The sequence below is a fragment of the Psychrobacillus sp. OK028 genome, from assembly GCF_900103605.1.
GTDB lineage: Bacteria > Bacillota > Bacilli > Bacillales_A > Planococcaceae > Psychrobacillus.
This window is the reverse complement of the sequence record NZ_FNHY01000004.1, coordinates 279,117-297,630: the sequence shown is the minus strand read 5'-3', so window position 1 is coordinate 297,630 and position 18,514 is coordinate 279,117. Positions and strand designations below refer to the sequence as shown.

Annotated in this window: 16 protein-coding genes and 1 pseudogene; 12 read left to right on the top strand and 5 right to left on the bottom strand. The window is 37.3% G+C overall.

Translation table 11 applies throughout. The features are described from left to right. From BLR36_RS19035 to BLR36_RS09590, 7 genes and pseudogenes are all read left to right on the top strand, one after another. Window positions 1–121, top strand: a pseudogene (locus tag BLR36_RS19035) (NADPH-dependent oxidoreductase); the annotation flags it as partial. Between the two features lie 145 nt (window positions 122–266). Then, window positions 267–1,208 carry a ring-cleaving dioxygenase gene (locus tag BLR36_RS09615; protein ID WP_093061529.1) on the top strand — a complete coding sequence of 314 codons (942 nt, stop codon included), beginning with the start codon at window positions 267–269 and terminating at the stop codon, window positions 1,206–1,208. Between the two features lie 43 nt (window positions 1,209–1,251). Beyond that, the gene (locus BLR36_RS09610) at window positions 1,252–2,190 is read left to right on the top strand and encodes a ring-cleaving dioxygenase (protein ID WP_093061528.1); all 939 of its coding nucleotides are present in this window, start codon (window positions 1,252–1,254) and stop codon (window positions 2,188–2,190) included. A 17-nt stretch (window positions 2,191–2,207) separates the two neighbouring features. Further along, on the top strand, window positions 2,208–2,810 hold the full coding sequence (locus BLR36_RS09605) for a flavin reductase family protein (RefSeq protein WP_093061527.1): 603 nt from the start codon (window positions 2,208–2,210) through the stop codon (window positions 2,808–2,810). A 37-nt stretch (window positions 2,811–2,847) separates the two neighbouring features. After that, a complete protein-coding gene (locus tag BLR36_RS09600; RefSeq protein ID WP_093061526.1) occupies window positions 2,848–3,456 on the top strand; it encodes an alpha/beta hydrolase in 609 nt (202 codons plus the stop codon). 213 nt (window positions 3,457–3,669) lie between these two features. Beyond that, window positions 3,670–4,080, top strand: a complete 411-nt coding sequence (locus tag BLR36_RS09595; protein WP_093061525.1) for a MarR family winged helix-turn-helix transcriptional regulator — start codon at window positions 3,670–3,672, stop codon at window positions 4,078–4,080. Between the two features lie 9 nt (window positions 4,081–4,089). Then, the gene (locus tag BLR36_RS09590; protein ID WP_093061524.1) at window positions 4,090–5,283 is read left to right on the top strand and encodes an MFS transporter; all 1,194 of its coding nucleotides are present in this window, start codon (window positions 4,090–4,092) and stop codon (window positions 5,281–5,283) included. A gap of 67 nt (window positions 5,284–5,350) precedes the next feature. On the opposite strand, the gene BLR36_RS09585 is transcribed toward BLR36_RS09590, so the two are convergent. After that, window positions 5,351–5,740 carry an SLAP domain-containing protein gene (locus BLR36_RS09585; protein ID WP_093061523.1) on the bottom strand — a complete coding sequence of 130 codons (390 nt, stop codon included), beginning with the start codon at window positions 5,738–5,740 and terminating at the stop codon, window positions 5,351–5,353. A gap of 711 nt (window positions 5,741–6,451) precedes the next feature. Here BLR36_RS09585 and BLR36_RS09580 point away from each other — a divergent pair. The 5 genes from BLR36_RS09580 (at window position 6,452) to BLR36_RS09560 (ending at window position 14,623) form a co-directional block, all read left to right on the top strand. After that, window positions 6,452–10,852 carry a S8 family peptidase gene (locus tag BLR36_RS09580; RefSeq protein ID WP_093061522.1) on the top strand — a complete coding sequence of 1,467 codons (4,401 nt, stop codon included), beginning with the start codon at window positions 6,452–6,454 and terminating at the stop codon, window positions 10,850–10,852. Window positions 10,853–11,230: 378 nt separating this feature from the next. Beyond that, a complete protein-coding gene (locus BLR36_RS18810; protein WP_175454031.1) occupies window positions 11,231–12,694 on the top strand; it encodes a hypothetical protein in 1,464 nt (487 codons plus the stop codon). A 178-nt stretch (window positions 12,695–12,872) separates the two neighbouring features. Beyond that, complete coding sequence (locus BLR36_RS09570; protein WP_093061543.1) at window positions 12,873–13,166, top strand: PadR family transcriptional regulator; 294 nt, start codon at window positions 12,873–12,875, stop codon at window positions 13,164–13,166. After that, on the top strand, window positions 13,163–14,266 hold the full coding sequence (locus tag BLR36_RS09565) for a DUF2812 domain-containing protein (protein WP_093061521.1): 1,104 nt from the start codon (window positions 13,163–13,165) through the stop codon (window positions 14,264–14,266). The genes BLR36_RS09570 and BLR36_RS09565 overlap by 4 nt, the downstream gene beginning before the upstream one ends. Window positions 14,267–14,389: 123 nt before the next feature. Further along, entirely contained in the window at window positions 14,390–14,623 is a 234-nt protein-coding gene (locus tag BLR36_RS09560; protein WP_093061520.1) for a hypothetical protein, read from the top strand. 76 nt (window positions 14,624–14,699) lie between these two features. Here BLR36_RS09560 and qoxD read toward each other — a convergent pair whose 3' ends face one another. The 4 genes from qoxD to qoxA are packed head-to-tail and all read right to left on the bottom strand — an operon-like array spanning window position 14,700 to window position 18,497. Further along, the gene (gene qoxD, locus BLR36_RS09555; RefSeq protein WP_093061519.1) at window positions 14,700–14,981 is read right to left on the bottom strand and encodes a cytochrome aa3 quinol oxidase subunit IV; all 282 of its coding nucleotides are present in this window, start codon (window positions 14,979–14,981) and stop codon (window positions 14,700–14,702) included. Window position 14,982: 1 nt separating this feature from the next. Continuing rightward, window positions 14,983–15,579, bottom strand: a complete 597-nt coding sequence (qoxC, locus tag BLR36_RS09550) for a cytochrome aa3 quinol oxidase subunit III (RefSeq protein WP_093061518.1) — start codon at window positions 15,577–15,579, stop codon at window positions 14,983–14,985. Continuing rightward, the gene (gene qoxB / locus BLR36_RS09545; RefSeq protein WP_093061517.1) at window positions 15,566–17,524 is read right to left on the bottom strand and encodes a cytochrome aa3 quinol oxidase subunit I; all 1,959 of its coding nucleotides are present in this window, start codon (window positions 17,522–17,524) and stop codon (window positions 15,566–15,568) included. The genes qoxC and qoxB overlap by 14 nt, the downstream gene beginning before the upstream one ends. A gap of 46 nt (window positions 17,525–17,570) precedes the next feature. Further along, window positions 17,571–18,497: a cytochrome aa3 quinol oxidase subunit II gene (qoxA, locus tag BLR36_RS09540; protein WP_093061516.1), complete on the bottom strand. Its 927-nt coding sequence runs from the start codon at window positions 18,495–18,497 to the stop codon at window positions 17,571–17,573. Window positions 18,498–18,514 lie beyond the last annotated feature (17 nt).

The window sequence follows — 18,514 nt, the reverse complement described above, 5'->3', positions numbered from 1 at the left end:
ATTCACAGACTTCGAAAACGGTACAGACTTCAAACCAGCTGCAGTTCAAGCAGATTCAGTGAACCAAATGCTAGACCAAGTTATTCCTTGGACAAATGCATTAAATACAGTACGTAAATAAGAATTTGACACTTAACTCTTAAATTACAAAATGTGCATGAGTGCATGTGCATTTTGTGATTTATAAGATTAAATTTTGAACAAAACGCTATCAAGTATATTGAACGTTTCGCTCAGAATTTAAAACGACTATGGGAGGAAATAATATGAATAAGATAGCTGGCCATCATCATATTTCCATGATTACGAAAAAAGGCCAACAAAATAATCAGTTTTATCAAAACATACTTGGGCTACGTAGAGTAAAAAAAACCGTCAATCAAGATGATCCAAGTATGTATCATCTATTCTATGGAGATTTAACAGGAAGTGCTGGAACAGAGCTATCATTTTTTGAAATACCTATGGTAGGAACTACAAAAAGAGGGACGAATGCTATTACTCGCATAGGACTACTTGTTCCGTCCTATGATAGTTTACTATATTGGAAGAATAGATTTGAATTACTAGATGTAAAGCACGGGGAAATCACTACCTATGCAGGACGTGATGCGCTTTACTTCGAAGATTGCGAAGGATTAAGAATGGTCCTTCTTAATAATAATGGGGATGAAGTACCAGATTACTGGCAGCCCTGGGCTGATTCAATCGTTTTAGAAGAACATCGTATTCTTGGTATGGGAGCCGTGGAAATAACGGTTCAATCACTTGAAAGCATAGCAAATACATTAGAAAACTTGTTTGGTTATGAACTTATTTTACGTAATGAAGACGAAGCTATCTTCCAATCAGTAAAGGGGCAGGCGTTTGGTGAAATTGTCATTGTAGAGAAGGACGGTCCAAATGAAAAACCGGGCAAAGGCAGTATACATCACTTAGCTATCCGTGTTAAAAATGGGGAAGAACTCCGTGAGTGGCAGCAACGTATCAAAGACTTCGGTTTTAATGTAATGAAAATTACAGATCGCTATTATTTTGAGAGCCTCTATTTTAGAGAAGAAAATGGAATATTATTTGAGTTAGCGACAGACGGACCAGGTTTTACAGTGGATTCTACTATTGAATCTCTGGGTAAGAAGTTAGATTTGCCACCTTTTTTAGAGGGTAAACGAGCAGAAATTGAAGCGAAATTAGAACCAATCGATTAAAAACAGAGTTTGAGAAATTTTGCTTGTTGAGGAGAAAGTAATAATGAAAAAACAAACAGCAGGTATTCATCATATTACAGCAATCGTAGGTCATCCACAGGAAAATATTGATTTTTATGCAGGAGTATTAGGTTTACGTTTAGTTAAACAAACAGTGAACTTCGATGATCCAGGCACATACCATCTATACTTCGGAAACGGAGGAGGGAAACCAGGTACAATAATTACCTTCTTCCCTTGGGCAAATGCTTATCCTGGAAAAATCGGAGACGGTCAAGTCGGTGTTACAACTTATGTAGTACCAACAGGGGCATTGAGTTTTTGGGTAAATCGTTTTGCCACATTAGCGATTCCATTTAAAAAAGCAGAGCGTTTTGGAGAGCAAGTGATTCAATTGGATGATCCACATGGCTTACATTTGGAACTAGTTGAACGTGCGGAGGGTGAACAAAACGACTGGACATTTGGTGGAGTGACACCAGAAGTTGCGATTAAAGGATTTGGTGGTGCAGTACTATATTCAAGCCGACCAGAAGAAACTGCTAATACTTTAACAGAAGTAATGGGACTTGAATTAGTTGGTACCGAAGGCGATTATACACGCTATAAAACTCCAGCGGATATAGGAAACACAATCGATTTGAAAATGGTAACAGGAGAACGTGGCGGGATGGGTGTTGGCACGGTTCACCATATTGCATGGCGTGCGCAGGATGATACAGATCATCGTGAATGGCAACAGCATACTCAAAATCTTGGGCAACATGTAACAGAAATTAAAGATCGTAATTACTTTAATGCATTGTACTTCCGTGAATCAGGAGAAATATTATTTGAAATTGCAACAGACCCTCCAGGATTTGCGCATGATGAGTCACAGGAAACAATGGGTCAACAGCTAATGTTACCTATACAATATGAAAATCACCGTGACCAATTAGTGAATTCACTTATTCCAATCCAAGTGCTTCCAATCGACTAACAGAGGGGCTGAACATATTGATATCGATTGATCCTAAACAAAATAGTGAGCGAGATAATTATAAACTTTTAATTGGGTCGATAATTCCAAGACCTATTGCTTTTGTGACAACACAATCTTCCGAGGGAGTTGTTAATGGCGCTCCATTTAGCTATTTCAATATTGTTTCATCTAATCCGCCGATGGTTTCTGTTTCTATTCAGAGACCAAATAAGCTAAAAGATACAGCACGTAATATTTATGATAACGAACAATTTGTTGTGCATATTGTAGATGATGAGAATGTAGCGAAAATCAATGAAACAGCTGCTTCATTACCTCCAGAACAAAGTGAAATCGAATTAGCAAATCTGACACTTGTACCTAGTACAAACATTTCTGTTCCTGGTATAAAGGAATCGAAATTTCGAATGGAGTGCAAACTTGTGCAAGCCATTCCTTTAGGTGGGGATGGACCTGGAAGTGATTTGTTCATCGGAGAAATTGTAACATTTCATGTCGATGATGCAATTTATGAAAAGGGACGTATTGATCCAAGGGGCTTAAATGCTGTCAGCCGTTTAGCTGGCACAAGCTACGCAAAAATCGGTGAAATTTTTTCAATAGATAGACCTAAATAAGGAGCACGTGCCCTTTGGAAAGGAGAGAATAATTACAATGCAACATATTTTTAAGCAAGGAACAAATAATGACAAACCAGTTCTATTACTTTTACATGGTACAGGTGGTAACGAGCATGATTTACTATCTTTGGCCGATATAGTAGATCCAGAAGCATCTGTTCTCAGTGTACGAGGTAATGTATTAGAAAATGGGATGCCCCGTTTTTTTAAACGTTTAGCGGAAGGTATATTCGATGAAGAGGATTTAATATTCCGTACAAACGAGCTTAATGCTTTTTTAGATGAAGCTTCATCAAAGTATGAATTTGATCGACAAAACATTTTAGCTATTGGTTATTCCAATGGAGCAAATATTGCAGCGAGCCTACTATTCCATTTTAAAGATGCACTCAAGGGTGCGATTTTACATCATCCGATGGTACCTAGACGAGGCATGATTCTTCCAGATTTAACAGGAACCGAAGTGTTTATCGCTGCAGGAACAAATGATCCGATTTGTCCTCAACGAGAATCAGTAGATCTTCAACAACTATTAGAAGATGCTAATGCTAAGGTTGCTGTTCAATGGGTAAATACTGGACACCAGCTTACAATGGCAGAAGTGGAAGCTGCAAAACAATGGTACCAGCAAACTTTCAAATAAAACTATGAGGTAGTATTAGGGCGATATTTGATGCCCTTTATAGAGCACTCTTGCCAGAAAAGGTGAGGGTGTTTTTTTGAGTTTGTCGCAAGGTCTAAAAAAGTGAACAGTTCCAGTAAAAGTAATTGTGATTAAAGTTCCTTTACAAAACAAGTCAAATGCTTTTTAATTAATTAGGTTAACTAACTAATTTGAAACTTGGAGGGTACTAATATGTATTCGATGTTTGCTAAATTTAAAATTTTTCATCGACCTTATGCGAATAATTTACAGCAAGTGTTAAGCCCTTATCATATGTCAGAAGCCCAGTGGGGATTAATCAGATATATATATGAAGTTGGTCCTGCAACAAATTCAGAAATTGCTTTATATTGGAGTGTTGAGAAGCCTTCTGTCACAGTACTTGCACAGAAACTAATAGATCAACGTTTGATATACGTACTTCACGGAACAGATAAGCGCAAAAAAGTAATGCATTTAACAGAGGAAGGCATAGTCAAATATAAGCAATTGAAAAAGGCAGTTCATTCTTTCCAATCTTCTCTTTTAGAAGGTGTTACAGAAGAAGAATGTGAGATAGTGGAAAAGGTTCTAGACAAATTACAACAAAATATTAGAAAGTAGTGGTAGGTGATGAACAAGGAAAAACTTTGGACAAAGGAATTTATAATCGTTTCAACTATAAACTTCTTTGCAACATTAATATTCTTTTTGTTAATGGTAACAATCGCATCTTATGCAAAATTAGAATTTGGGGCCACTACTAGTACGGCGGGCTTAGTATCAAGTATTTTTATAATTGGTTCATTGTTAGGGCGACTTGGTGCTGGACGTTTCATCGGTCAAAAAGGACCTATTAAAATTTTATGGATTGGTTTAGCTTTCTTTGCTACTACATCGGCACTGTACTTCTTGGCGAATAGTATTCCTCTACTATTGGCTAATCGATTAGCACAAGGGATTGCCGTTGGTATTATTGGTACTGCAACGGGCACGATTGTTGCTCATATATTACCAAGTGCTCGTAAAGGAGAGGGGATTGGCTACTTTAGCTTAAGTGCTATATTAGCAACTGCTGTTGGTCCATTTATCGGGATTCTATTATTAAAAATGGATGATGGATTTAATATCATGTTCACGATAAACCTAGTTTTGTCCGTCGTTTGTATATTATTCTTTGCAGCTGTAAAACTAAAATTACCTCCTTTTAAACAGCCAGAGAATAAAGAAGAAAAAAGCTCGATTTTTTCTCAATTTATCGAACCGAAGGCAGTACCTATTTCTTTTATTGCATTGATTATCGGCTTTAGTTATTCTGGCGTTATGACATTTTTGTCCTTTTATGCGGAGTCCATTAATCTAGTTGGTGCAGCTAGTTATTTCTTCTTAGTTTATGCAATTGTAATTATTTTCTCCCGTCCATTTACAGGCAAATTAATGGATACTCGAGGGGCGAATATTATTGTTTACCCTTGCATAGTTATATTTGCAATCGGCATGTTGTTCTTTAGCCAAGCTACGGTAGGATGGATGTTACTTCTTGCAGCAGCATTTATAGGATTTGGTTACGGTAACTTTAATTCAATCGCACAAACGATTGCAGTTAAAGTGACAGAGCCCCATCGTTTTGGTTTAGCTACTGCAACCTATTTTATTTTATTTGATATCGGTTTAGGTATAGGACCTTACGTTCTAGGCTTTATCGTACCAGAGACTGGGTACCGTGCAATCTTTGTTGCTATGGTTTTAGTAATTATTCTTTGTATTCCACTTTACTATTTACTACATGGTAGAAAAGATAAAGAATTAATTAAATCTGAGCTTTAAAAACACAACGCCTAACGGAATATCATTTTCGTTAGGCGTATTTTCTATTTTACTTGAATTTATATCTTTATAGATGTTTTGTTTCCATTTCTAACTGTCCATTCCCACAAATTTCTTTCCTTATTAAACTTTCAATCGGAAAGATAAATGTCCAAGGTGTACTTGATATTGGTTTAATAATTAGTTTTGGAACAGTAAATATATGCTCTGCAATAATTGATTCCTTTTCTATATAGGTAAGTTTTTGATTTTGAAAAGTCAGTTCCGTATCGGTAAAGTTATGGATCAAGACAGTAATCAAAATCTCTCCTTTATAATTCATCGCTTCCCAAATGGGCTCCAATCGAATACTTTGCCCATCTCCCACTTTACTATTTTGAAAAATATCGGTTATTAGCTCTCTATCCTTGATAGCAATAGCCTGTTCCCATGAAGCTTCAAATTGTAACTTTTGCATACACAAAACTCCTTCGTTAATTATTCATTTTAACCATAACAGTTATCTTCGAACAGTTAAATCTTTCAACTTTTTAGCTAACGTACATGTCGAAATGAGTTCTGTATTATTCGACAGTTTGAAAGGAGTGGTTCTAAAGGTGGGGATATTATTAGAGCTTATAGTATAAAAATACTTTCTATTATTTTTGATGCAAAATAATTCTATTTTTAATTAAAATGATAGAAAACATGGCGTTACTGTCTATTTACAAATGACTTTTAATAGTTAAGAAGAACTATTTAGAAAAGTTGAAAATTTTTTAAGTATAGACCAGCTTTATGAAATTGGGTAGAATTAATTATTTATTTAAAAAATATTAAAAATACGTCGAAATAACAAAAAGTTATTATTTGCCCTATTCATATCCGTACCAACGATTCTACGGATTTTTTTCTTATAGTATAATTTTGAAAGCAGTTACTATTAACCTATGAAAAAAATATTAAAAATAGTTGATTGTTATTAATTTGGAAAATTCGGATAATTGACGACATCGTTCGACAGTAATTAGAACTTGTTTCCTTTATTGTTGTAGATACACCAAGAGAAATTTAGATTGTCACCATTGATTCTATTTACCAAGATTTATTGGGAAGGAGGAGAAGGTGTTTTTTTATGGTCTTTTGTAAGTTCAATTGGTAAAAAAATCTTAGTAAAATTCAGGGAGGAATGAAGTTGAGGAAGAAAAAAAGTCAAACTAAAGTTCTTAGTGTCGTAGCTAGTGTACTGATGACGTTTTCACTTGTTGCACCAAACGTTGTTAGTGCGGAAACAGCAAACAAACTTCACCAATCATTCAGGGATTCAAACTCTAATTCTATTTCTGCTAAGGACAAGCTAAATAATCGATTAATGGAAAGTTTCAAAAGTGATAATCAAGTCACATTTCTAATAAAATTCAAAGAGAAAGCAGATTCTTTACAAGTAGCTGAGTTAGCTAGGGAAAATGCTGAAAAGGCAAATTTGTCTTCTCATAATGCTAAGCTTATCCAACGTTCTGCAGTTGTATCAGAACTGAAATCTACTTCCTTAGAATCTCAGCAAACCGTCAAAGAGTTTCTAGAGCAAGAAGTGGCGAAAGGGAATGCGAAGGATGTTGAATCGTACTATATAGTAAATGGAATGTCTGTTACAGCAACGCAGGAAATTGCAGAAAAGTTGGCTACATTCCCCGAGGTAGAAAAGATTTTACCAAATGAAACTCGTCAATTATTCACTACAAAAACAGAAAATGCAGTCGTGCCAAAAGCAGAAACTGCAAATGTTGAATGGAATGTGGAACGTGTCAAAGCTCCGGATGTATGGGATATGGGGATTGATGGTGCGGGCACAGTTGTAGCAAGTATCGATACAGGTGTTCAATGGGATCATCCGGCTCTAAAGGAAAAATACCGTGGCTATAATAAGGCTAGTGGAACAGTTTCTCATGACTATAACTGGTTTGATGCAACAGCGGGACGGGCTACACCATATGACGACCAAGGGCATGGAACACATGTAACAGGAACAATGGTTGGAAGTGAACCTAATGGTGCGAACCAAGTCGGGGTAGCTCCAGGTGCAAAATATATTGCTGTTAAAGCTTTTACTGCAAGCGGAGGATCAGATATTGACTTGTTAGAAGCAGCTGAATGGATTTTAGCTCCCACAGATGCAGCAGGCAATGCACGAGTGGATATGGCGCCAGATGTAGTGAATAACTCATGGGGCGGCGGTCCAGGACTTGATGAATGGTACCGTGATGTAGTAATTAACTGGCGTGCAGCAGAAATTTTCCCAGAATTCTCTGCGGGTAATACTACTCTTTCCAATCCTGGTGGAGCAGGCTCTGTAGCAGCACCAGCAAACTATCCTGAGGCATTTGCAACAGGTGCAACGGATATCAATAACGCTGTAGCGAGTTTCTCATTAAGAGGACCTTCTCCATATGCGGAAATTAAACCTGATATTTCAGCACCCGGAGTTAATATTCGTTCATCAGTACCTGGAGGCACCTATGAAGGTGGATGGAATGGTACATCGATGTCTGGTCCAGCTGTATCAGGTGTTGCAGCATTGCTTAGACAAGTGAATGCTGACCTAACAGTAGAAGAGATGGAAGAGATTCTTCTCAATACCGCAAATCCATTAACAGATTCGGTGTATACAACAGTTCCGAATCATGGGTATGGCTATGGATTAATAGATGCTTATGAAGCAGTGTCATCGATTATCACAGGTCTTGGAACATTAAAAGGGCAAGTTTCAAAACAAGGCGATGACAATATGGCCCCTGTATTTGAACATACTGCTCCAAGGGAAACGTATGCAGGAATGGAATTACCTTTGACGATCTCAGTTACTGATAATATCAGTGTTTCTTCAGTTAACCTGAACTATAAAGATGCAGATGGTGCATGGCAAATGATTGAAGCTGGACGCACGTCTGGAGATTACAAAGATGGTGAATTTACTGTAGTTATTCCAGGAGGACTTATCACTGGAGAAACCTTTACGTACAAATGGACGATTAATGATTTTGGTAACAATGAAGTAGTAAGTGAAGAGTATGTAATTCAAGTGAATCCAGGTATATCCGTGGGTTATTCAGAAGACTTTGAAAACACACCAGTTGGTTGGACTTCTTTTGGAGCGAAAAATAGTTGGGAATGGGGCATTCCAACATCGGGTCCCGGAGGTGCAGCATCAGGTGAAAAAGTTTATGCAACTAATTTAGATGGAACTTATGAAAGTTCTATGAATGCGACACTCGTTATGCCTCCAGTAGATTTAACAGAAGGAAACTCATTCTTGCAATTCAAACAATGGCATGAATTTGAACAGTCTTCTTCAGGAAGAGCGTGGGATTATGGTCATGTGTTTATCTCTACAGATCAAGTCGAGTGGACACAACTTTTAAAGGTTCAAGGAACATCTAACGGATGGATCGACGCAGAAGTTGATTTGTCAGCATATGCAGGTCAACGTGTTTACATCGGATTTAACGCTTTTTCAGATGGAAGTGTTGTGAAAAATGGCTGGTATCTAGATGATGTTGGTTTAGCCGAGATTTCCCAAACTGAAAAAGTGTCAAAAGGTAATAACGGAAATAAGGAAAACAAAGATAAAAACAAAGAGACAGACAAAAAGTCATTAAAAGAAGCAATTGATCCTAAAACAATTAGACCTGTAATGCCAATAAAAGAAGCACCTCCAGTAGTAGACACAATCGTTAACCCAACACTTTTACCATTAGGTGCTCAAGTAAGTGTCTTAGAATCTGGTCGCTCGGTCTATTCAAACCCAGCAGATGGTACGTATTCACTTACGCATGGTGCAGGAACATTTACAGCTAAAGCAGAAGCTTACGGATTTGAGTCTGTAGAAAAATCTGTAACAATTGAAGCGGATGGGACCACAACTGCTAACTTCACATTAATTGAAATTGAGGAAAATACGGTCAGTGGTGTAATCTCAGACCAATCGACTGGAGAAGGAATTGAAGGAGCAACCGTTATCCTTGTTGAAGATGCAAATGTAATGCCTGTAGTAACAGACGCAACTGGCAACTACTCTCTCACTGCATACGAGGGAGACTACACACTGAAAGTAATCGCTCGTGGCTATCATAGCCAAGAAGTTTCCATCACGATCGGTGCAGATGCGACTACACAAAATATTGCGCTAGAGCCTTTCTACACATATCCAGGTGGAGAAATTGGGTATGATGATGGAACTGCAGAAAATGCACGTGCTTTCAATGCAGCAGGAAACGCTTGGGCTGTGAAAATGTCACTTCCGGAAGGCAAAGAGAATGGAATTGTTACGGATGGAGTTTTCCGTTTCTGGGATACTGAATGGCCAAACCCAGGTGGTACAGCGTTTGCAGTAGAAGTTTGGGATGCGACTGGTGCAGATGGAGCGCCTGGTAAAAAACTTGCCGGTCCTATTGATGCAACAGCCCTTCGTAATGGTCAATGGACTGTAGTCGACCTTACGGAACACAATATTAGTGTGAATGGTGACTTCTTTATGGTGTATCGCCAAACTTTTGCGAATCCAAATACCCCTGGGCTTGCAACGGATGAAAACGGAGTAAACGCAAAAAGAAGTTATCAAGGAGTATCCGGAGCATGGTCGCCTTCTCCAGCAGCAGAAGGGAATTACATGATTCGTGCTCGTGTTAGTTATGAAGTAGTTGGTCCAATTATTACTTCGCCAGAGGCTGGTTTAGTAACAAATGAACCACAGTTTACTGTAGAAGGAACAGCTTCGCCTACAACTACAATTAAACTAAAACAAAATGGCGAAGATGCTGGCTCTGTGGTCGTTGACGAAAGCGGTAAATTCTCTATTGAAACTGAATTGACAGAAGGGTCCAATAAATTTGTAGCAGTTTCTGTATTGAATGACCGAGTAACAGGTCAATCCGAGCCTGTCACAGTTATCTTGGATACAGTAAAACCAGCACTAACTATCGATAGCCCAGTTAATGGAGAAAAAACAAATCGTGAAACTGTAACGGTTCAAGGGACTATTGCAGATGAAAATCTAAACTTTGTTCGTGTGAATGGAGAAGTTGCTACCGTTTCAAATGGTAAATATTCTAAACGAATTCTTTTAGATGAAGGAATCAACGAAATTGTAGTGAAGGCTAGTGATAAAGCTGGTAATAGTATATCCAAAAAAGTCACAGTTATAGCAGATTACAATGCACCTGAAATTACAAACTTGAAACCTGCAAGCGATCTTTATCTATCGACAGGTAGAAGCGTCAAAATTGAATTTGATAGTGACCCAGGATTAAAACCTTCATTTGTTATCCATATGCCATTAACAAATGTAGGGAATGTGAACAATGCAACAGAACTACCGATGATGGAACAAGGTGCAGGACATTATGTTGGGTATTGGACGGTACCTGCTGATACTGTTGCAAATGGAGCAGTTATCGAAGTAAAAGTAGTTGATGAATTTGCAAATGAAACACGTCAAAAAGCTACAGGTAAACTATTTATTAATGTACCTGCACCCGCGGGAGGAGCTACAGAAGTAAAAGAAGAAACGACACTCAAAGATTTAGCAGAATAAGTTCAATATAAAGATGCTAGAGAGGAAAATTTCCTCTTTGGCATCTTTTTGCTTGGAAAACGATACATGATCAAGGAAATAATCCGATAACAAGTATTTTTTGACTCAAGAAGAGAGATAGAATGTTTTTCCCTGTTTAAAAGAATGTAATACCCCGACATAGAACAAAACGAAAAACGCCACAACATGTGGCTTCATCTATATGGCTCACATCCTTAGGGCCGCGGCTAAAATGAGTGTTGGCCACTCGGGCATGCAGCACGACGCGGCGATATTTGACTGAGTTCAACTTTTTCATTAGTGGGGGACGAAGAAGAAAGCCCCTTGATGGAAGTTTCATTTTATTGGAGCATATGATGGTTTAAAAGGGGTGTAAACGTGAATGATTATGTGAATGTGCTATTGAATTTTCTACCTCCAACCGCATCCATCCTTGAATTAACAGGACTTCCTAATAACCCAGCGGTGTTGTTGGCTGATATCGATGATGATCAAATCAGTGAATTAATCGGAGCATACAAATATAAAGACCAAAATTACCTTGTAATTCTAAAAAAAGTTCATGACCAGTGGCTTCCTTTAATACATATAAAAGGAAGTGGATATGGCATTTCAAGCCTAATGGCGGCACCGATTACAACTAATTGGGTGAATACACTCATTGTCGGCTGGCAAATAGGTAGTGAATGGTCCGTGTTAGATTTATTACAATGGGTGGAGGGTGGAATTATACGTTTGCCTACATCCAATATAGCTTATAGTAAACTGGATGTAGAAGACATGCCTGGTCTCTACGGCCCTGATGGTCAATATGAACTCGCTTTATGGGTTCATGATACAGGAGAAGCGTATAAAGTAGATGTTTACCGTTTCGAAGAAAATAAGCTAGTTTTAGCTAAGGATGTATATCCGTATTACTTTAAGAGAGTAGAGGATTATTATGAAAGACTACTACAATCCAATGATTTCTCTTATTATTGGTACTATTTAGCAGAGGCTCAGAAGAAGGCGGGTGATTTGGAACAGTTTATGATCTCTATTGATAAGGCTTTGTCATTCAGTGAACCATACCCTTCACTTGAGTATTTACTAAATATGAGGCGGCGAGTGTTAGAGCATATGCAAAATAATGGTCCGAACAATGATGAGATTATTGTTTATTCCAGAGGTGATTTGACCGGGAATGGATTTTTGGACACTGTTTATCTTACTGGAGAAAAGATGGAAGGAAGTCCACTTTGGCAGAACATCACTTTAAATGTTTTGTATCAACATGAAAATACATTAGAGAGAATTCATCTGAACCAAAATGTTGGATATAATCCGACCATTTTTCTTGGTGATTTTACAGGTGACCAAGTAGATGACATTCTAGTTGTTATTGATACTGGAGGAAGTGGAGGTACAATTTATGCATTTGTCTTTTCCTATGCTGAGGGGAACATGCAACAAGTACTTAACATAGAAGATTTTAATGAAGCCTCCAAATATCAAGTCCATTATGAAAACTACTATAAAGTTAAAGTACGTAGCTCCAATCCAAGCAAGCAATACGTAATAGATATAACTTATAAAGGAAAAGAGTATTTATCGGAAATTTATGATGAAGACGGAATCTTAAAGGAACCGATAGAGGGCTGGGTTGACCCTGTTAGTGGGTTGTATCCTATTGATTTTGCTAGGGATGGTACCTATGAACTGATGGCATTTCAAGAGATTGCAGGAAGGTATCATGCTGATGGATTAGGGTATGTTCAAACTGTACTTAAATGGGATGGATTAAAATTTATATCTGATAGACAGAATGTTTCCATTTACGGAGAGGATATCTCTTCGGATTAGTCAAAAGAATTGCTACCAAGTTCTCAATTTGGGGCAATTCTTTTTTGTAATTAAATTATTAAACATATATTTAACCTTTTGAAAGAAATATTGCGCATATATGTCGCGACGTGATATAGTCATATCGTGACATAGTGGAGGTGGAAAGTTGGATAAAATACTCAAGAAATATATACCGATGACGGAAACTGCCTTTTATATACTGCTTTCTTTAACTGAACCTTCCCACGGCTACGGGATTATTAAACGTGTGGAAGAATTAACAAACGGAAGATTAAAACTCGGTTCAGGAACAATTTATGGGACTTTAACAAAAATGCAAAACGATGGAATGATTATCGTATTTTCTGATGAAAAGCGTAAGACCATTTATGAAATAACTAAGCTTGGCAAAAATGTAATGCAAGCAGAAATTGAACGTTTAAAAGAATTGCACAAAAATGCATTAAGTTTAGAGGAGGAATTCAGATGAAGAAGATGAGGTGGTTGTGGAGTTATCGAATCGATTCGACTGAAAAATGGCTCGAGAATCTGATGGAAAAAGGTTTTCATTTAAAAAGTTTTAACCGTTTTTCAAGAGTTTTTACTTTTGAGAAAAGGGATATTATTGAAAGAAAAGTACGAATTCATTATGGTGAAAAATCTATTGCTCCTAAGCTTGTTTCTGTTGATTGGAAAACTGCAGCGGTGTCCGGTAAGTGGCAAGTGCTTACAAATGAGAACAAGGATATTTCTGTTTTTCCTAGTAAGGATCAATTATTCAACCGTACTCGAATGCATGCTTACTTATATTTGTTACTCTCGGCCTTTTACTTATCTTCCTATTTATCGTTTATATTTTTGTTTGGCATGATTATTAATATTACTAATGAAACTTTTCAAATTGGACCACTATTAGTACCTATTATTATATATGCAGGACTAGTGGCGTTAACCATTATTGTGTTTAAAGCTTATCGTCGGTTTGAAAAGCAATTACTTGGTACTGACGTCATCAAAAAGTCTGGAACGAATAAAATTCGTAGATTTCGTCCTGGTTGGATGTATGAACCACTACGAACCAAAATTTGGCTCGATGAAATGGTAAAACAAGGTTATGAACTGGAATCCGTTTTTGCGACGATTTTTACATTCCGCCCTAAGAATAAAAATAACATTGCCTATGAGGTTACGTTTGAACCTAAAGTTAATGCCAATTACTTTCAGCTTCACAAGGATTTTGGGTGGGAGTTAAAATATACATCCAATATTACATGGTTGAATTATACAATCTGGGGTATGCCTTATGAGGAAGAGAACGAGAAGCCTGCATTTTCCTATGATGAACTAGAGAGAAAAAAAGCGGCTAAAAAGGCTTTTATGATGAACATTGGAATGACTGTCTTTCTACTATTAGTAATGGCACAGTCTATATATGTTAATATTATTGCCTTCGCGCATTCATTTTTTGAATGGTCTTTCATGGGGGGCATTCGTTTATTGCTAGTGGTAATGAGTGTATTTTGGCTTTTAATGTTTGTTCGGATTGTTATGGGATATCGAAAAGAATTGAAGTTAATAAATTTGAATTAATCTTGATAGGAGATGTAATCCTTTTTGTATTGCTTATACTGCCAGTAGTTCACAAATTAGACAAAAACAATTGACAACTTTGTGAACGTGATGGATAATATAAGCATAAAGGGGTGTTACAATATGGAGAACTACACTAAAATGTTGCACGCTACTAAATATGTCGGTGCTACTTTACTTACAATAGGAATTGCTATCTTTTTATACGGAGCATTAATCAGTGAATTTAGTACAGCTATAGGTGTTGGAATAGGCGTTGTTATGGGAGCGGTATTTATATTCCTAATCGGAATGATTCTAGTCGCTTCTGAAGAAATGCTTTTAAACTCTAGTAAATTAAAAAAAGAGAGCGTTTAAAATACGCTCTTTTTTGTATTAAAAAAGGAGGATCATGACAACAGTCGTGATCCTCCTTTATTTCCTTCCGTTTTTATTACATATCCCAAACGAGCACAAGTAGTGTACCGAAAATAGTAACTAAAGCAATGAGTAGAGCATAGTAGATATTAAGATAGATTGAACCTTTATCCTTCGTCTCTCCAGCATGCATAAATACAACTACCTGTAGTCCTGCTTGAACGAAAGCAGTTACTAGAAGCACTGTCATACCCACAGTGTAGGACATGTCAGTAAAGTAAACTAATAGTGCCACTACAGTTAGAACTAAGGAAAATGCAAAGCCCATTACTTGTTTAATAGGGAATAATTCTTTCATATTACATCATTCCTTTCAAGTAGATGAAGCTAAAGATGAAAATCCAAATAATATCTAGGAAATGCCAATAAAGTGAGAAAATAAATGACTTATTAGCTGTTTCTGGAGTTAAACCACGTTTTTTAATTTGTAGTAGGATAAAGAATCCCCAGAATAGTCCCAATGTAACGTGCAAACCATGCGTTCCTAAAGTTGTTAAGAGAGCTGCAGTAAATGCACTAACTTGAAGCCCTGCACCAACATGTACATAATGAGTAAACTCATAAATCTCTACTCCTAGGAAAGCTAATCCTAATATCAATGTGACGATAAAGAATCCCATTGTTGCTTTTTTCTTATTTAAACGCATAGCATGTATACCAAGACCAATGGTAAAGCTACTTGTCAAAAGCAAAATAGTTTCTATTAGAACTGGTGTAATTTCAAAAATCTCAGCACCAGTTGGTCCATTGCCGGTACGATTTACTAATGTAAAGTATGCGGTGAAAAGTGTTGCGAAAAGCATAATTTCAGCACCAATGAAGATCCAAAAACCTAGGATTTTCAGGTTGTTTTCTTCCGTACTGTATTCAAGTGGAAGCGAGTTATCTACCTTCATTTTTAGCACCTCGCAATCTTTTTTCTGTTTCTTTAATTTCTTCTACAGAAATATATCTTCCATGGTCTTTTTCAAATGAACGGTATGTCATACAAGCTAGTATACCGATTAAGGTGATGATTGCTAACGGCCATATACTAAAGATCATAGCAAAGCCAAATACGAAGAATATACAACTCATGATAAATGGCAAACCACTATTATTAGGCATATGAATTTTTTCTATATCGCCTTTAAATAACTCATGTCCATTTTTCTTTGAGTCCCAGAATGCTTGTGTAGAAGCAACCTGTGGTGTAATCGCAAAGTTATATTCTGGAACTGGAGTATGCGTAGCCCATTCAAGTGAACGCGCATCCCAAGGGTCACTACCGATATTTCTTGGAGAATATCGAATACTATAGTAAATGTTATAGACAAGTAGAACAAAGGCAATTGCCATAATTGCAGCACCGACAAATGAAACCATGTTCAATAAACTAAAACCAGTAGATTCAGAGTACGTATACATACGACGTGCCTGACCGTCTAAACCAGTGATATACATTGGTATAAAGGCTAATACAAAGCCGATTGAAAGTGTCCATGCAGTCCATTTACCAAGTCTTTCATTCAACATGAAACCAAAGATTTTTGGCCAATAGAAAGTTAGACCGGCAAGCATTGCATAAACAACACCTGGAATAATTACGTTATGGAAGTGAGCAACTAGGAACATCGTATTATGATACTGATAGTCAGCTGCTGACATCGCTAGCATTACACCAGTTACACCACCTAATGTAAACAGTGGTATGAAGAGCACTGAATAAAGCATAGGTGTAGTGAATTCAATTTTCCCTTTCCATAAGGTGAATAGCCAGTTAAATATTTTCACACCTGTTGGAACAGCAATCGCCATAGTTGAAATAGAGAATATACTATTTGCTAATGGACCTTGCCCCATTGTAAAGAAATGGTGAGCCCATACGAAGAATGAAAGTAAAGAAATAATGACCATTGATGCTACCATTGACGTATAACCGTACAGATTACGTCGTGCAAACGTTGGAATGATTTCACTGTAAAGACCAAAGGCAGGTAATATCAAAATATATACCTCCGGATGTCCCCATACCCAGAACAGATTAGCCCAAAGCATATCCATACCACCATTATCGGTAGTAAAGAAGTTTGTTCCAAATAGTCTATCCATTGTTCCCATTGCTAATAATACGGTTAATACAGGGAATGCAAAAACAATGATAACGTTAGCGATGAAAGCAGACCAAGTGAACATTGGCATTTTCATAAGCGTCATGCCAGGTGCTCTCATTTTTAAAATAGTTGTAATAAAGTTAATACCAGTCATTAAAGTACCGATACCAGCTATTTGAATAGCAATCATGTAATAGTTCGTCCCAACAGACGTACTAAATTCATTACCTGCTAGTGGGAAGTATGAGGTCCAGCCTGCATCAGGTGATCCACCTACTATAAACGAGATATTAAATAATCCCATACCCATAAAGAATAACCAAAAACTTAACGCATTCAAACGCGGAAATGCTACATCTCGTGCCCCAATTTGTAGTGGAACAAGATAGTTAAAGAAAAATATAATGAACGGCATAGCCATAAATAGAATCATTACTACCCCGTGAGTAGTGAAGACCTCATTATAATGTTGTGAATCTAAAAATGTATTTTCAGGCATAGAAAGTTGATAACGCATCATAATTCCATCTACACCACCGCGGAACAGCATTAGTAATGCGGATAGTAAATACATGATACCAATTCGTTTATGGTCAACAGTAGTAATCCATTCACGCCATAGATATCCCCATTTCTTAAAGTAGGTGATTCCTACAACAATCGCAAGCATAGTTAGTCCAATACCAACCATGGATGCATATATTAAAAAGCTTGGATGTGGTACTGCAAAGCGATCAAAGAAATCCATACTTCTTGTAACTCCTTTCAAAACAATAGTGTGTAGCTATCGTGCATTAGTGATTTGAGTGCTCATTTGTATCCTGTGAATCGTGTTTTTCATGATCTTCTGAATGTGAATCTTCTTCCACTTCAGTATCTGATGAACCATGATCATGTTCAGGCGGAGGAGCAAATTCTAAGTGTGTACCTGTATAAGTGGAGCGACCAAGATGTCCTGGCTCTATCAATTCTTCAAACTTTTCTTCTGTTAGACGAGGAGCAGTTTCATGTACTTCCTCCACCCACTCCTGATACTCAGCAGGTGTCATTGCAGTAACCTCAAATGTATTTTCAGCAAATCCAGCTCCACTGAAGTTAGCATTTCTACCCATGAATTCGCCAGGCTGATCTGCCGCTAAATGCAAAGTTGTGATCATATCAGACATTGCATACTTTTGCCCGCCAAGCTGTGGAATCCAGAAGCTTGTGATTGGACCATAGGAATAGAGTTTAAATTCTATCGGGCGATCCTCAGGGATATATAAATAGTTTACTGTTTCGATATTTTCCTCCGGATAACTAAAATGCCATTTCCAGTTAGATGAAGAAGCATAGATGATTAAAGGCTCTTGGTCTTCATAGCCTGCGGGAGTTGCTTCTACTTCATAGTTACTTTTCACAGAAACGATAGATAGGAAGATAACGATAAGAATAGGAATACCTACGCAAATTGCTTCAACTAGATGGTTTCCTTCAATATGTGGTGGCTCGTAATCTTTTGGTTGATTAGAAGCACGGTATTTTAATAGAACAAACACTAATATAGCTAAAACGACAACAACTATGCCCAACATCAGCCAAATAGATAACATTATATCGTCAGCTTGTGTTTTTGCTTGAGGGCCTTTCGGATCTAAAACTAATAATGGTTCACAACCGGTTAACACGGTGGAAATAGTGATAACCATCGTTAAAAGAATCCATTTCATTTTTAACTTCATCGTTTTACCCCTTCCTA

Excerpts from the sequence above, each read along its gene's own strand:
- BLR36_RS09615 (WP_093061529.1), top strand. The coding sequence starts at position 267 with ATGAATAAGATAGCTGGCCATCATCATATTTCCATGATTACGAAAAAA.
- BLR36_RS09610 (WP_093061528.1), top strand. The coding sequence starts at position 1,252 with ATGAAAAAACAAACAGCAGGTATTCATCATATTACAGCAATCGTAGGT.
- BLR36_RS09600 (WP_093061526.1), top strand. The coding sequence starts at position 2,848 with ATGCAACATATTTTTAAGCAAGGAACAAATAATGACAAACCAGTTCTA.
- BLR36_RS09595 (WP_093061525.1), top strand. The coding sequence starts at position 3,670 with ATGTATTCGATGTTTGCTAAATTTAAAATTTTTCATCGACCTTATGCG.
- BLR36_RS09590 (WP_093061524.1), top strand. The coding sequence starts at position 4,090 with ATGAACAAGGAAAAACTTTGGACAAAGGAATTTATAATCGTTTCAACT.
- BLR36_RS09585 (WP_093061523.1), bottom strand. The coding sequence starts at position 5,740 with ATGCAAAAGTTACAATTTGAAGCTTCATGGGAACAGGCTATTGCTATC.
- BLR36_RS09580 (WP_093061522.1), top strand. The coding sequence starts at position 6,452 with ATGAAGTTGAGGAAGAAAAAAAGTCAAACTAAAGTTCTTAGTGTCGTA.
- BLR36_RS09570 (WP_093061543.1), top strand. The coding sequence starts at position 12,873 with ATGACGGAAACTGCCTTTTATATACTGCTTTCTTTAACTGAACCTTCC.
- BLR36_RS09565 (WP_093061521.1), top strand. The coding sequence starts at position 13,163 with ATGAAGAAGATGAGGTGGTTGTGGAGTTATCGAATCGATTCGACTGAA.
- BLR36_RS09560 (WP_093061520.1), top strand. The coding sequence starts at position 14,390 with ATGGAGAACTACACTAAAATGTTGCACGCTACTAAATATGTCGGTGCT.
- qoxD (WP_093061519.1), bottom strand. The coding sequence starts at position 14,981 with ATGAAAGAATTATTCCCTATTAAACAAGTAATGGGCTTTGCATTTTCC.
- qoxC (WP_093061518.1), bottom strand. The coding sequence starts at position 15,579 with ATGAAGGTAGATAACTCGCTTCCACTTGAATACAGTACGGAAGAAAAC.
- qoxB (WP_093061517.1), bottom strand. The coding sequence starts at position 17,524 with ATGGATTTCTTTGATCGCTTTGCAGTACCACATCCAAGCTTTTTAATA.
- qoxA (WP_093061516.1), bottom strand. The coding sequence starts at position 18,497 with ATGAAGTTAAAAATGAAATGGATTCTTTTAACGATGGTTATCACTATT.